Annotated in this window: 13 protein-coding genes; 7 read left to right on the forward strand and 6 right to left on the reverse strand. The window is 52.7% G+C overall.

The genetic code is table 11. The features are described from left to right. The first annotated feature begins 46 nt into the window (after positions 1–46). The 3 genes from rpsL to SH302x_RS19435 all read left to right on the forward strand — a co-directional run bounded on the left by rpsL (position 47) and on the right by SH302x_RS19435 (position 2,280). Positions 47–415 carry a 30S ribosomal protein S12 gene (gene rpsL, locus SH302x_RS19425; RefSeq protein ID WP_479364220.1) on the forward strand — a complete coding sequence of 123 codons (369 nt, stop codon included), beginning with the start codon at positions 47–49 and terminating at the stop codon, positions 413–415. Between the two features lie 66 nt (positions 416–481). Continuing rightward, the gene (gene rpsG, locus SH302x_RS19430; RefSeq protein WP_479364222.1) at positions 482–952 is read left to right on the forward strand and encodes a 30S ribosomal protein S7; all 471 of its coding nucleotides are present in this window, start codon (positions 482–484) and stop codon (positions 950–952) included. Between the two features lie 1,046 nt (positions 953–1,998). Further along, positions 1,999–2,280 carry a hypothetical protein gene (locus tag SH302x_RS19435; RefSeq protein ID WP_479364224.1) on the forward strand — a complete coding sequence of 94 codons (282 nt, stop codon included), beginning with the start codon at positions 1,999–2,001 and terminating at the stop codon, positions 2,278–2,280. Positions 2,281–2,380: 100 nt separating this feature from the next. Here SH302x_RS19435 and SH302x_RS19440 read toward each other — a convergent pair whose 3' ends face one another. Continuing rightward, positions 2,381–4,411, reverse strand: coding sequence for a hypothetical protein (locus SH302x_RS19440; RefSeq protein ID WP_479364225.1), 2,031 nt, complete (start codon positions 4,409–4,411; stop codon positions 2,381–2,383). 266 nt (positions 4,412–4,677) lie between these two features. Between SH302x_RS19440 and SH302x_RS19445 the strand changes: the two genes are divergently transcribed. From SH302x_RS19445 to SH302x_RS19460, 4 genes are all read left to right on the forward strand, one after another. Beyond that, complete coding sequence (locus tag SH302x_RS19445) at positions 4,678–5,358, forward strand: hypothetical protein (RefSeq protein ID WP_479364226.1); 681 nt, start codon at positions 4,678–4,680, stop codon at positions 5,356–5,358. Positions 5,359–5,567: 209 nt separating this feature from the next. Further along, positions 5,568–7,562 (forward strand): YjhG/YagF family D-xylonate dehydratase, encoded by a 1,995-nt coding sequence (locus SH302x_RS19450; protein ID WP_479369289.1) that lies wholly within the window; start codon positions 5,568–5,570, stop codon positions 7,560–7,562. Between the two features lie 59 nt (positions 7,563–7,621). After that, positions 7,622–9,436: a SulP family inorganic anion transporter gene (locus tag SH302x_RS19455; RefSeq protein WP_479364227.1), complete on the forward strand. Its 1,815-nt coding sequence runs from the start codon at positions 7,622–7,624 to the stop codon at positions 9,434–9,436. 30 nt (positions 9,437–9,466) lie between these two features. Beyond that, positions 9,467–10,258 carry a hypothetical protein gene (locus SH302x_RS19460; RefSeq protein WP_479364229.1) on the forward strand — a complete coding sequence of 264 codons (792 nt, stop codon included), beginning with the start codon at positions 9,467–9,469 and terminating at the stop codon, positions 10,256–10,258. A 30-nt stretch (positions 10,259–10,288) separates the two neighbouring features. Here SH302x_RS19460 and SH302x_RS19465 read toward each other — a convergent pair whose 3' ends face one another. From SH302x_RS19465 to SH302x_RS19485, 5 genes are all read right to left on the reverse strand, one after another. After that, positions 10,289–11,371, reverse strand: coding sequence for a redoxin domain-containing protein (locus tag SH302x_RS19465; protein ID WP_479364230.1), 1,083 nt, complete (start codon positions 11,369–11,371; stop codon positions 10,289–10,291). Between the two features lie 92 nt (positions 11,372–11,463). Beyond that, on the reverse strand, positions 11,464–11,697 hold the full coding sequence (locus SH302x_RS19470; RefSeq protein ID WP_479364232.1) for a hypothetical protein: 234 nt from the start codon (positions 11,695–11,697) through the stop codon (positions 11,464–11,466). After that, positions 11,697–12,308, reverse strand: coding sequence for an RNA polymerase sigma factor (locus SH302x_RS19475; RefSeq protein ID WP_479364234.1), 612 nt, complete (start codon positions 12,306–12,308; stop codon positions 11,697–11,699). Before SH302x_RS19475 ends, SH302x_RS19470 begins: the two co-directional genes overlap by 1 nt. 619 nt (positions 12,309–12,927) lie before the next feature. After that, a complete protein-coding gene (locus SH302x_RS19480; RefSeq protein WP_479364235.1) occupies positions 12,928–13,308 on the reverse strand; it encodes a type II toxin-antitoxin system RelE/ParE family toxin in 381 nt (126 codons plus the stop codon). Continuing rightward, positions 13,305–13,553, reverse strand: coding sequence for a ribbon-helix-helix domain-containing protein (locus tag SH302x_RS19485; protein WP_479364237.1), 249 nt, complete (start codon positions 13,551–13,553; stop codon positions 13,305–13,307). Before SH302x_RS19485 ends, SH302x_RS19480 begins: the two co-directional genes overlap by 4 nt. Positions 13,554–14,073: the final 520 nt, after the last annotated feature.

Below are 14,073 nucleotides of genomic sequence, written 5' to 3' on the forward strand. Positions count from 1 at the left end.
CTGCATTTTCGAACAACTTGGTCCCTGAATAACGACTTATTCATTCATGCCTACGATTAATCAATTGGTTCGCCGCAGTCGGCAAATCCAACGTAAATCAACGAAGAGCCCTGTGTTGGACAAATGTCCGTTTAAGCAGGGAGTTTGCTTGCAAGTGCGAACCATGACGCCGAAGAAGCCGAACTCGGCCCTTCGGAAGATCACCCGTGTGCGATTGAGCAACGGCAAAGAAGTCACGGTTTACATTCCTGGCGAAGGCCACAACTTGCAAGAGCACTCGATCGTGTTGATTCGCGGTGGTCGCGTCCGCGATTTGCCTGGAGTTCGCTATCAAGTCGTCCGTGGAACCCGCGATACATTGGGCGTGAACGGTCGTAAGCAGTCTCGCAGCCGATATGGTGCGAAGAAGCCTTAATTGGTCCAACTCGCACTGACATTTTACCACATCCACTCAAAACACTTCTGACGTCGATTTATTTGTATGGGAAAGATTACTGCCTCGCGGACAACGCTCAAGCCGGACCCGAAGTTCAATTCGTTGCTTGCCGCTAAATTCACCAATTGCTTGATGTACGACGGTAAGAAATCGACCGCCTACAAAGTGCTATACGATGCATTGGAAGAGATCCAAAAGAAGATCCCTGACCGTCCAGCGATCGAAGTGTTCGAGCAAGCGATTGAGAACGTGAAGCCCTACATCGAAGTTCGCTCCAAGCGAGTGGGTGGAGCATCTTACCAAGTGCCAATGCAAGTGAACCGCAACCGCCAGCAGTCTTTGGCGTTTCGCTGGTTGCTCGCAGCAGTCCGTGACAAGAAGGGCCGTGCGACGCACTTGAAGCTGGCTGAAGAACTGATGAGTGCTTACCGCAAAGAAGGTGCTGCGATTACCAAACGCGAGAACACCCACCGTATGGCAGACGCCAACAAGGCGTTCGCTCACTTTGCTTGGTAGTCCAAGCACAAGTCGCTTAGAAAATTCAAGAAAACCGGTCTGCCCCCAGACCGGTTTTTTTATTGTCGTCTTCAACCACAACAAGCACGAACTTCGATTGCCTTAACTTGATCAACGCTGTTAACCCATGCGGACATTGAAGCTTGGCTTTGCGCGGTTCCGGCAAGGACGGGAGCGACCTTGATGCCAGCCTACACGATGTATCACGTGGCAAGCGTGGTTTAACCGCGTGCCCGTCGGGCCGCGTCACTGGCGCTCTACAACGCGGGGCGATGCCCGCGCGGTTAAACGACATCGCTTCGCCACAACTTCGATCGCCTTGTCTCGATCACCCCCTTACCTCATGCGGAAATTTACGCTTGGCTTTGCGCGGTTCCGGCAAGGACGGGAGCGACCTTGATGCCAGCCTACACGATGTATCACGGAGCAAGCGTGGTTTAACCGCGTGCCCACCGGGCCGCGTCACCGGCGCTCTACAACGCGGGGCGATGCCCGCGCGGTTAAACGACATCGCTTCGCCACAACTTCGATCGCCTTGTCTCGATCACCCCCATACCTCATGCGGACATTGACGCTTGGCTTTGCACGGTTCCGGCAAGGACGGGAGCGACCTTGATGCCAGCCTACACGATGTATCACGGAGCAAGCGTGGTTTAACCGCGTGCCCACCGGGCCGCGTCACTGGCGCTCTACAACGCGGGGCAATGCCCGCGCGGTTAAACGACATCGCTTCGCCACAAAAAAGTTCAACCGAAACGCCTGAAACGAAAACTTTCTGCCGCATTTTGTCTCAGGGAACCCAACAAAATGGTACTGTCCGCCTTTATACGCACTTTGAGGCGAGTCGCAGGACGCTAGAGCGACGCCGAACCTACTTTCCCACAAAACGCTGGCTGCTGTAGGAACTTAACCTTAAATTGCTTATAATAGACCTATCACGTCAGACATTGTTGCAGGCTGTAGTGGATTGCTTGCAACGCCCTTTCTCCTATGTCCGCAGCAGCAAGACGCGATGAGTCGCTGCGGGTACCCGAGGTCAAATATACATGGCTCCTGCAGCAACCGATCCAACGCCTGCCAAACCAAAACGCGCTCCCCGCGCCAAATCAACTACGCCACGCGTGCGAAAAACCGCGGAACCACCACGCATGAAAATCGTGTGGGCCATTTACAACCAGCATCTGCGCCGAGTGGCCACGTTCAATTTTGATCAGGTCGAAGAAGCAGAAAAGAAGCTGAAGGAATTGACCAAAGACGGCAGCGTCTACTTCAAGCAAAAGGTCAAAGAAGAAGTTGGCTTGACGCCGGCTGCTGAACCACAAGCTTAGTTACTGAGCTTCCTGATACGAATTTGGCTTTGGTTCCAAAAAGGGTTCAGCCCCTTGAGAAACATGTACGAGCTCAGCCAGCTATTCCAAAGCCGACAGGCTACTTCAATTCGGCTTCTGCTGACGATGCGTCGGGCGGAAGCTGTTCTATGCTCGGAGCGGTGCTGACCTCTATCACGTTAGCACTTTGAAAAATCTGCACGAGCGTTTCCGCTTCGCGGAGCAATTCCGCGGCCGCTTCCACCTCAGCAAGCTTGCCCTTCATGACGTCCTCAAGCGCGTTGATCACGGGACGGTTGGCCCGCGGGTGGCTACGGTACTGATTCAGAACGGCTAGTTGATTATTCCAGTAGACTTGCATACCCACAACTTGGTCCAGCGACCGAGTCACTAGTTTCAGGTCTGGCGGAAACTCGGCAGCCGCGCTCAAGCGAACTCGGGTCGCAAACTGCAGGTTCCATACGTTGCGAGGCGTACTGCGGACATAAATCTTGATCGACGCCCCCTCATCGCTGCGGTACAACGTGAGCTCGCCGCTTGTGTTCCCTAGCAATAACAAGCCATCTTCTGGCTCCACTTTTAAATCGCCCACACCTTTGATCTGCAGCTTGGCGGCTGCCCGCGCTCGTTCCAAGCCAACTGGCGGCCGAATCTTCAGCTCCACAAATGCTCGGTCTAATGTCACTTGCGACCTTGTCACTTGCGATTGTTCAACCTGCGGGTCGGTCGCGCTGCCGGCAGCTTGGTCGGCTCCGTCAGCCTGAGCATCATCGCGAGCATCCGTTGCCACATCGTCTGCAACTTCTCGAAACAGCGGTTCATTGCTGGAGGGCAGCAACGAGCCCGCTGCCGACGTGGAATCGTTAGCCATGCCAGGCAGTCCGTCGCCCCCCAAGCTCGCATTGGCGGCCTGACCTTTCAACTGCGATTCCAGCGATTCCTGCATCGCTTCCGCACTTTCCGCTTCGATTAACGCCGACATGTCTAATTCAGGCAACTCAATTTCCGCTGGCACTTGCGGAGCATCCAGGCTCTGCAACATACTCGCCAAGGGATCTGTCGAAGAAGTCGTCGGAACCAGCGAGCCAGACATGGTTGGGCTTGATAAGTCCAACGTCGAAGGTTCATCGATCACAAGGCCCGCTCCGGCCTCGGACTCCGGTGCATCGTTTTGTTCTGAAGCGTCGCTCGCGGCCGATTTCGGACCCGTTGTTGCCGTTGAGTTCTTCTTTGAAGTCGATGGCGTGAGAAGCAGAGTAAGCACCAGCAAGCCGACCAATACACTCCCACTGCTGATTAAAAGCGTTCGGTTCTTCCACCACGCTTGGCCGGTTGAATCCGAATTCTTTTTCGCGATTCGTTTGGCAGTTGAACTTGCCGAAACAAGCTTGCCAGCCTCCGGCAATCTGTCTTTCAACGGTCCGGCAGCAATCCGACGCTTGGCTCCGGCAGCAGTCAAAACTTCGATTAACGATTTCGCATCGCTGGCCGAGGCCGCTAGGGTGCCTTCGGCAAGCCGTGCTAGCAGCGCGGTAGTTTCGATTGGCGGTGTTAGGTCCAATCCACCGGGCGAATCGATATTTGTTTCCCCGATAGTGCTCGAACTGTGGCTCGCAACCTTGGTTGCAATTGCAGCGATATCGACCAGGCGAGCAGTCGAGTCGACGGCAATCAAAGAAATGTCTGCATCAGCCTGACTGAGAGCCCGATCGAGCTGATTTGAGCTTTCGGCGGACGTCCACTGGTTTAACCAGTCCTGAGCGAGTTCCTGCGGCAGATGCCCGCGTCTCAGCAGAAGATCAGCCAGCCTTCGCGAGTTATCGAGCTTAATTGCGATAAGCGCAGCAGGTTGACCGTCAGCGTCGGTCACCATAACGGACTTCCAGGCCTGCAGATACGGCAGGTCGCCTGAGGTGGCTGCAGAAGCATTTGTTGAGCATGGTTGCCAAGGCCCTGGCGATGCAGAGCCTGAGCGCGAGGAATCAGCCAGCAACGACGAGCTCGCGGCATAGAACCACAAGCAAGCTGGCTGTTCTTGAAAAGCGAATGCAAATCCGCAGGCGCTTCCTGCAGGTTGCAAGTTGTGGGGTGCTTGGTCGCTGGGAAAAGAATCAATTCTCGCGTCTGACACCACAACTTATCTCGCTAACTATTTCTTACGATGGCGAATTCGAGCACGCATGCGACGCTTCTTGCGTCCGATCTTGCGACGACCCTTCCCGGTTTTCTTCACACCCACTTCAAAAAATCCTATTACCAGTGATACACTTTAGTTACTACCCAATGCACGCTCTTCCGAGCGGGTCGCGTACTGTACCACACGTCAATCAGGTTTATCAAGGGCTGAAGCGAGCCTTTACGCGGACCATCCTTTAATTTCTCCAGAGATACCCCACAATGGCCAACCGGCTGCCCATCGTACTTTCCCAATCGGAACTTGCAAGTTTGTCTGGCCCATCGGATGATGCGGTCCTTTCGGCCATTTTTTTTGAGCGGGGCTGGGACGCGACGCTGGTGGGAACTCTCGCCAAAATCGAAGTGGGCGGAACAGATGAGCTTTGTATTTCAGGGATTTCTGGACCATTTGTCCTACTGACCCGTGAAAATCTCCCTGACACCGTCGCTCAACTGCAGCGGCTGGGCGTCGAGGGCCGGGTGTTTCAGCCCTTTGCCGCAGCTCAAGAGGCGATTCGGCTGGGCAATTCCGCTCGTTCTATTTTCTACTTTCAGATTACTTCGCAGGACCAGTTCGATAAAACGCTGGTCGAACTACGTCGCATCCAAGATAGTCTCGCGACCAAGGTCGTCTCACTTCAGCTTGCAAGCGGCCCGGCGGCTTCCCAAGCACCACATCCGGCTCCTGCGCCAGCCTCAACGACTTCAACGCCGACTGTCGCGCCAAACCAGCCAACTTCGCCGACTCGTTCAACACCTGCGGTTACTCAATCGTTGCCTGTTTCCGTCGCGGCCAACTCGGTGGCCAACTCGATGGTCGTCGGTGACAGCCCCCAGCGAGCCGCTCAAGAGGACGCGAGGCTGGAAGCACTGCTTGATGCCTTGGACGACGCCAACGTTTGATGTTCCACCGTATAAAATTGTAATGTGCGGTATATCAATGCCGCTCGCTTTGTAACAATCTCTCTTCGCCCCTTAGAATTCTATTGGGGAATCCTATAGGATTTTTCGTTTTAAGCTCGAACTCACCTATGTCAAAAACAACTCTGGATCTTCACGACTGGTTTCGTTGGCCACAAGCAAATGCAGAACTGCCACAGACCCAAGCCGCGCTGGCGGACAGTCCAACGGCAGCATCGCCGGCCACAGCTTCTGCGGCTGTAGACATCGCGCAACTCTTGCCGACTTCCGGCAGTGGTCCGGCTGGCAAGCTGCCTTTGGATGATGACATGTTGCGGAATTGGTCCAGCGGTGACTTGTTCGGTTTAACTCAAAATGCGGGCATGGGTTGGGACTTGCAGCAGATGCTTGGTCCGCAATTTTTGATCTTAAGCACGCAGGGTGGGCTGCGACGCGAAGATGGCCAGCCGATCGCATTGGGATATCACACTGGGCATTGGGAAGTCGGGCTGTTGGTGCGAGCGGCTGCCGAATGGATCAAGGAAGCGGGGGGAGTGCCTTTTGCTGGAGCTGTGAGCGACCCATGCGATGGACGTACGCAGGGAACCGCTGGCATGTTCGACTCGTTGCCTTATCGAAACGATGCGGCGATCGTCTTTCGTCGCTTGATACGTTCCTTGCCAACACGGCGAGGCGTCATTGGCGTAGCGACTTGCGACAAAGGCTTGCCTGCGATGATGATCGCGCTGGCTGGTATGAAAACTTTGCCCAGCGTATTGGTCCCCGGTGGCGTCACTCTGCCGGCTCGCAATACCGAGGACCTTGGCAAAGTGCAATCGATTGGCGCTCGTTACAGCCATGGTGAGTTGAGTTTAGAGGACGCTGCGGCCGCAGGTTGTCGAGCTTGCGGTTCTCCTGGCGGAGGCTGTCAATTTCTCGGTACGGCGGCGACCAGCCAAGTGATCGCTGAAGCGCTCGGCATGACGGTCCCTCATGCCGCACTCGCTCCAAGCGGCCAGCCAGTTTGGTTAGACATGGCCAAGCAAAGTGCGGCAGCGCTTTGGAACCTTTACGAAAAGAAATTGACGCTTGGAGACATCCTCACGGAAGATTCTTTCCACAATGCGTTGGCGGTACATGCCGCAGTGGGCGGTTCGACGAACTTGTTGATTCACATCCCAGCCATTGCGTTTGCTGCTGGATTAAAACGACCAACCTTGCAAGATTGGATTGACATCAACAAGAGCGTTTCGCGATTCGTCGATTGTTTGCCCAATGGCCCGATGTACCATCCGACGATTCGGTTGTTCTTGGCTGGTGGCGTACCAGAAGTGATGTGGCATCTGCGCGAGTTGGGTGCAGTCAGAACCAGTGCGCGGACCATCACTGGCAAGACTTGGGACGAGATTCTGGACGCCTGGCAGAACTCATCACGTCGTCAAGCGTTGCGTGATCACTTGCAACGCATGGACGGAGTACATCCTGACGATGTGATCCTGCCTCCAGCGAAGGCCAAACAAGTTGGCTTGACCAGCACTGTTTGCTTTCCGTTTGGCAACATTGCGCCGGAAGGTTCTGTCATCAAGAGTACGGCGATTGATCCCAGTGTCTTGGATGCAGATGGTGTTTATCGTAAGACTGGCCCGGCTCGTGTTTTCACCACGGAATCCGAAGCGATCGCAGCCATCAAGGGCCAGGGAGCTCAATCGGTAAAGCCAGGGGATATCTTGTTGCTGATAGGTCGCGGTCCGATGGGATCAGGCATGGAAGAAACGTATCAAGTGACCAGTGCACTGAAGCATCTACCGTGGGGCAAGCAAGTGGCGGTAGTCACTGACGCGCGTTTCTCTGGAGTATCAACGGGGGCTTGTATCGGGCATGTGGGGCCCGAAGCGTTAGCGGGCGGACCGATTGGCCGAGTGATGGACGGTGATCAAATCGAAATCATCGTCGACGCGAATCGCTTGGAAGCTACGGTGAATCTAGTTGGAACGGCAGACCAGAAACTATCGCCTCAGCAAGCGGCCGCCCTTTTGGCATCGCGATCCATGCATCCGAAAGTCGCAGCGGACCCACGCTTGCCAGCCGACACGCGATTGTGGGCTGCGTTGCAGGCCGTCGGCGGAGGAACTTGGGGCGGTTGCGTTTACGATGTAGAAAAGATCATCGAAACGTTGCAAGCTGGCGCGAAAGCGCTGGGAAGGTAGAGCGGTGAATCTGGTTTTCGTTACAATGTGCCTCGCTCGCTCCAAAAATTGCAGCGAAAATGTCTAGCCCCCAGGTCACGATGCCAGAACCCGCCAAGCCACTGATCTACCGATATGTCCCAGCATTGGATTCGCTGAGGACCTATTCGTTTACATCCCTACGCAAAGATATCTTTGCTGGGCTCACTGTGGCCGCAGTGGCGGTTCCGCAAGCGATGGCTTACGCGTTAATCTTCGGCATGCCTGTCGAAATGGGGCTGTACACTGCCATCGTCATGACGACCGTCGGCGCGCTTTTCGATTCATCCAAGCAGTTGATCAACGGTCCTACCAACGCCATTTCGATCGCCATGCTAAGTGCTCTGGCGATTGTGCCTGAGGAAAGTCGCATATCGGCCGCCATCATGATGGCGTTGCTGATCGGCATCATACAGACAGCGATCGCTCTCTTTCGATTCGGCGACTTAAGCCGTTTCATTTCGCACGCTGTCATCGTCGGTTTTACAGTCGGCGCATCGATCCTACTGCTGCTGGATCAGTTGAAAAACGTGCTGGGACTGCGTTCGATGGGTGATCCGCACGATCATTTTTTAGTGCGCTTTTGGATGTCAATGACCGGGGGGGGCAGCGTCCACTGGCCAACTTTAGCGATCGCATTAAGTACCATCGTTTCGGCCTTGATCTTTCGATTCCTCAACCAGAAGTTCAAGCTAGGGTTGCCGGAGCTGCTGCTGGCCATCACGATTTCTGCGTTTGCGCTGGCGATGCTTGACCCCGGCAAAACTTCCGGCGTAAAACTGTTGGACACCGTCCCGCGAGCTTTGCCCGGCTTCCAATTGCCGGAAGTGGACTTGAATTTGGCTCGATCGCTCTCCAGCAGCGCGGCGGCGGTGGCATTCTTAGGACTGCTGGAAGCGATGGCGATGGCCAAATCGATCGCCGCAAAAACTGGCCAAAAGCTTGATATGAACCAACAATGCTTGAGCGAAGGCCTAGCCAACATCGCTGGCAGTTTCTTTCGCTGCTTCCCCGGTTCAGGTTCATTAACGCGTTCGTACATCAATCATACATCGGGCGCCGCGACGCAGTGGTCAGGGGTTTTTAGCGCAGTCGGCGTGGCAGCCACGATTCTTGTTCTCGCGCCGCTGGCGCAGTTCATCCCAAAAGCTGCACTAGCCGGCGTTTTGATTTTGACGGCCACACGCATGACCGATGTCAAAGCGCTCAAGTACTACTTGAAGGCTACTCGATTCGACGCCATGATCTTGACGGCCACAGCTCTATCGGCAGTCTTCATATCCGTTGAATTCTGCATCTTGATTGGAGTGTTCTTGTCGTTTGCATTTTATGTTCCACGAGCGGCACAAATCTCGGTCACTGAGTTGACCATTACGGCGGAAAAGGTAATCCGTGAAGTGCAGCATGACGACCCTCGCTGCAGCTTAATTCGCATCTACAATCTCGAAGGAGAGTTGTTCTTTGGCTGTGCTCCAGAATTTGAACGCTTGTTGGATTCGGTCTTGGATACATGCCCGACGGATATGCGAGTTGTGATCCTGCGAATGAAGCGTACGCGCAATCCGGATGCTGTTTGTATGCATTTGCTGCAAGAGTTTATCGAAAAGATGCACGCTCGAAATACCATCGTGATGTTGTCGGGGGTCCGCAGCCCAATGGCAAAGGTCATTTCCAACGTCGGAATTGACAAACTGGTTGGACCTGAAAACATATTTGCGGAGGAAGCGCAGATTTGGGCTGGAACGATCGATGCAATGCAACGCGCATACGCGTTGCTGAACAATGAACGCTGCCGACACTGCCCCAATCGTGTTGCAACCAACGACACACCGCATGACTGGTCTTACATGATTTAACCAAAACATCGACTGCGCAAGACTATACGGATGACGGATACAACAAAGACTTTGCAAAGAAACTTGTATGAGATTTTGACGCAACGAGTGATGGACGCTCAAAGCCGTCAGATCGCTTGCCAACGTATTGCCGAGTATGTGCTGAACAATTCCAAAGCCATCGACGATCGCAATTTCCAACGCGTTTCGCAGTCGGATTTGGCTCGCATGCTGGAGGCCTATGACGAGGCGTTTTTTGACCGCAATTGCTTGGAACTGGCCAAGAAGTTTGGGATGACTTGCCGCTTGAGTTCTAGGATGACTCGCGCCGGCGGCAAGACGACACGCACAGTATACCCCGATCACTTGGGGCGACCTCAACGAACACATTATGAGATCGCGTTATCGACTTCGCTGCTTTTCCAAACCTTTCGCGACAACAGCCGCACGGTACGAGTTTGCGGAGTCACTTGCCACGACCGTTTGTCAGCGATGCAGCGGATTGTGGAACATGAGTTGATCCATTTGGCCGAGATGCTCGTTTGGATCGACAGCAATTGTGCTCAATCTCGGTTCCAGAACATTACGCGTCGATTGTTCGGTCACACGGAACATCGACATGAGCTGGTAACGCAACACGAGCGAGCGAAAGCAGACTTTAATATACGACTAGGCGATCATGTTGCATTTCGCATCGACGCTCAGCAGAAAGTTGGTCGAGTGAACCGCATCACCCGTCGAGCGACAGTATTGGTGGAATCACCCAACGGCCAGTTATTCACAGATGGCAAGCGTTACGAGCGGTACTACGTTCCCCTTAGTGCATTGCGCAAAGTGGAGTGAGTCAATCGGCTGCCGAACGTCTTCTGTAGCCTAGTGCGATTCCGCGAGGAGTTCATCAACCAACGCTTCGATCGACTTGTCGCCCGTTGCCCCTTGCCAGTTTAGCTCCCCCTGCCACCAAGACCGGATGTAGCCCTTCTTGTCGACGACATACACAGTCGGCCACATGGTATTGCCCCATGCGTCCCAATTTTCATTTTGAAGGTCAATCAAGACCGGAAACTGAAAGCCCTTTTCTTTGGCAGCAGCCTTGACCAAAGAGGCATTGCGCTCTGCGGATGTTTCGGGCGTTTGAATTCCAATGACCGTTACACCTCGGTCTGCTAAGGTTTTCTGCCATCGATTGTAGTGATCAAAATTAGCGACGCAGTTGTGGCACTGGAAGGCGTAGAAGTGAATCAAGACTACTTTGCCTTGATGATCAGCAAGCGTTGTTGGTTTCCCGCCTGTCCATTCGCCCGAGTCAATAAGTTCAGGTGCCAATGGGAAGATTCTGTTGAGGCTTGTGGTATCAAAGGGTTTGCCGATCAACTTATTTAGCGAAGCGCGCTGAGTTGCGGTGAGCAGTTCGTTCAGCTTTTTCTGCTCGTTTTCGCGGGCCGAAATTAACTCTTGCTCAACACCAGCACGATCCTTGACTGTCTCGACCAGCTTGCGAGCGACGCTGTCGGTATCTAAGAATATTTTTCGAAGCTCTTGATTCTGCTTGTTGTTCAGCCCAATAGCTTGGGCGATTCCCGGGCGAAGCAGAGAACGTGTTCCTTGCGATTGCAGTTCAATCTCACGCAAGCGTTTCACCTTGTCTTCCCCTATGATACTTTTGAGTTCGCTGAGCAATTGCTTTTCAAGTCCTTCTACAACCTCTCGCTGCTTTTCTTCTGGCAAGTTGCGGCTTCGCCACCATATTCCGTCGATCACGCGTAAGATTTCTAGCAAACGCTCCTCGTCTATCTGGAGACCAAGTTCCTTCTGAACTTCTGGGGCATGAATTAGCTTGAGGAGTGTCTGCGGAATAAAAGGCTTTTGCGGCGATTCATCGCCAAGAACAAAAGTGGTCAGCATGAAAGGTACTAGCAATAGTACGGCTAGAATCATATTTCTGAACGTCTGCATCACAATTTCCTAGTTTCTAAATGGGAATCTGAGTAACCGGCCAAATAACTTACTAAATCGAAGTTCCACTCGGTTCGGTGGCCGCGTAAACACTACTGGACTTCACGTAAAGCGGTCATCAACGCTTCATACTCGTCTTTGCAGCATTTGCATTGCTCCAGGTGGACTCGAACACATTCCAAAGCTTTGGGCATGGTGGTGCCATCGAGTTCCGCTTGAGCAAACTGGTCCATCAGTTCTAGGCAACCATCGCAGTCCAAAGAATCTTCTTTGGTTGTGACTGCCAGTATGATTAAATTGGTGATTTGCTGATAACTTAATAACATTATTTGCTTCCCTCGGAAAGTTCGCCAAAGATCTCTTCGCTCGTTAAACCAGCACGCGCGAAACCCTCTTTTAGTTTTTGCCTTGCATCATGGATCAACTTGTACACAGCGTTGCGGTTCATCTGCAGTTGCTGAGCGATTTCATCGGTTGCAAAGTTGGACAGGAATGCTCGCGTTGCCAATCGTTGCCTATCCGTCAGTTCTGTATCGATTAAATTTTGCAGGATGCTGAAGATCTTAGCCCGCGACTCTGAGTTCGATAAAGTTGGCTCATCAGTAACTGCAACATCCATCGAATAGCCATCGATAGAATTGAATGGCTCCATTGAGACGTCTTGATAGTACTTGCGACGAAGGGCACTGATACCAATCCTCGTTGCGACAGTCATGGCCCAAGTTGTGAACTTGCTACGCCCCTCGTACTTGTCGATCGAATTCAGCACCTTCATCAAGGCTTCCTGAACGATATCTTCCGCGTTGAATGGTTTCCCATAGCGATTGTTAAGCGATTTGCTCAATCCGCGAAGCAATAGGGAGCGAAGCTGCGAAATCGCCTGATCTCGCGCAGCACCTTCTCCTTTGATGAGCGAGTACAGCTCGTCGTCATCCATCACAAGTCCTTCCTTGTTTTTCCATAACTTCCCATTCTTACGGCTAATTTCAGGATTTTTTGTCGATCGAACTTACTGACCGACCAAACTTTCCACGTTCGCGGCGGCGAACCCGCTTCGTTTCGAATTCGGTTGGTGGCTTTCATTGACTTAGTAGGCATGGTGTCGCTCCATTCTTCAACCCGGCATGATGGAGAAATCGAGCTGCGAAATCATGGGGAACATGGGTTTTGACGCAGCAGCCTACGCTGCGCTTACCTCTAGATTTAGAATTTGTAGCGGCATTCCGATTTCGTACTGGGGTCGGCTGGCTGAACATGGGGGGCTTTCCACCAACGTCGGTAGACGTATTGGCCGGAATTGGCAATCGCTGCTTTGTCGTCAAGTTTGCGAATGCATTCTTAAATCGCCTGACGAACTCTGGGTCCGGAAAGATGTTGCGTGACCAAACGGTTGTGCAACAAAATCGAATCGCCAAGAGAGAGACTCGAAGACTGGGGCTAGGCCGTGTTGAGGCAAGACAACAAAGTCACTTTGTAAAGGTGTCTCGGACACATGAAAATTGGCAGGGGACCAAAGACTTCTGTAATCGATGGTCTATCAGAATTGATGAAAGTTACTACCGAGATTCAATCTTTTTGACCAATGCTTTCACTTCAAACTTAAGATTTGGGCTTAGTTCGTTGAGCATATTCTCAAGATCGCGACTTGCATGGGCTACCGTCAGAATTGCAAGCCCGCTCTTAATTTGTACGCAGACTAGTAGGTGCTTTTCAACGCGAAACAAAAGCAGGTCGGTGCCAAGTTCTGGAATCGCTCTCGCTAGATCAGGATTTGATTCAAGCAGTCGAAATGACTTCTCGAACTTTAGCATGTACTTTGCAGCCACATTCTTACCCCAATTCGCAATCGAAAAAGCTTCGACTTCCAAGAGGTCTGAAAGTGCACGATCAGTTAGGTAGATCGCACATGGGGGCAAAGGCTTTTTCTTCGGAGTCACGAACGCGCCTTCTTCAAGATGTCGGCTACTGACCCTTTGAACTCAGTCAGTCGACCATCTACAAGGTCTTGAAACCCTTCAAGCACCCCTTCTCTCAACTTTTGCGATTCAAGTTGAAGCTTCTTTTGCCTTAAGATATCTCGGACGAATTCACTGGGAGTTGCATACATCGTGCCGTCCCCAGAGTTCTGATCGACAAACTCCCGAAGTTCGTCGGTGAGGGATAAGTTAAGTGAGGATGACATGTGGAACCTCCGCAGGAAAGTTGTTTTCTAACCTAATCATGCCACATCGCCCGTTAGATGTCAATATTCGCCATAGGAAAGCCAGGGCAAGTCAGATATTCACATTGCGCATTAGCCGAAACGCGATTGCGTCGGTTCTCTCGAAAAAGGTGAGCTATCGCTCAACTGCTAATTTACCGAAATTCAAAAACTGATTTGCCCTGATAGGGAAGCGGTAGATTTTGAGCGTTTAAGAAGGTCGAGTCCCCTCATTGAGTTTGGCGGAGATGATCCTGCGGGCTCGCGTTATCTGCTTGCGGTCCGATTTATAGCGGCTTTCCTCTGCCCGGTACTGGCGAATTGCTTCGGGATGCTCCTGCTTCCGGCAAAAGCTTTTCGTATTGAGTCTCGCCTGCTAGTACGCGATGCAAAATATCCTCCAAGTACTGCCAGATCATTCGCCTTTTTTTCACCGCGAGAGAAAAGAGAACCGCGAGAGGATGAATGAACAACTATTTTGAAGGCAACTCTGGCGACACTC

This window comes from Njordella calcicola (assembly GCF_056494125.1).

Coding starts and splice junctions, on each gene's coding strand:
- SH302x_RS19445 (WP_479364226.1), top strand. CDS start 4,678: ATGGCCAACCGGCTGCCCATCGTACTTTCCCAATCGGAACTTGCAAGT.
- SH302x_RS19485 (WP_479364237.1), bottom strand. CDS start 13,553: ATGTCATCCTCACTTAACTTATCCCTCACCGACGAACTTCGGGAGTTT.
- SH302x_RS19460 (WP_479364229.1), top strand. CDS start 9,467: ATGACGGATACAACAAAGACTTTGCAAAGAAACTTGTATGAGATTTTG.
- SH302x_RS19470 (WP_479364232.1), bottom strand. CDS start 11,697: ATGTTATTAAGTTATCAGCAAATCACCAATTTAATCATACTGGCAGTC.
- rpsL (WP_479364220.1), top strand. CDS start 47: ATGCCTACGATTAATCAATTGGTTCGCCGCAGTCGGCAAATCCAACGT.
- SH302x_RS19465 (WP_479364230.1), bottom strand. CDS start 11,371: ATGCAGACGTTCAGAAATATGATTCTAGCCGTACTATTGCTAGTACCT.
- SH302x_RS19435 (WP_479364224.1), top strand. CDS start 1,999: ATGGCTCCTGCAGCAACCGATCCAACGCCTGCCAAACCAAAACGCGCT.
- SH302x_RS19455 (WP_479364227.1), top strand. CDS start 7,622: ATGTCTAGCCCCCAGGTCACGATGCCAGAACCCGCCAAGCCACTGATC.
- rpsG (WP_479364222.1), top strand. CDS start 482: ATGGGAAAGATTACTGCCTCGCGGACAACGCTCAAGCCGGACCCGAAG.
- SH302x_RS19475 (WP_479364234.1), bottom strand. CDS start 12,308: ATGGATGACGACGAGCTGTACTCGCTCATCAAAGGAGAAGGTGCTGCG.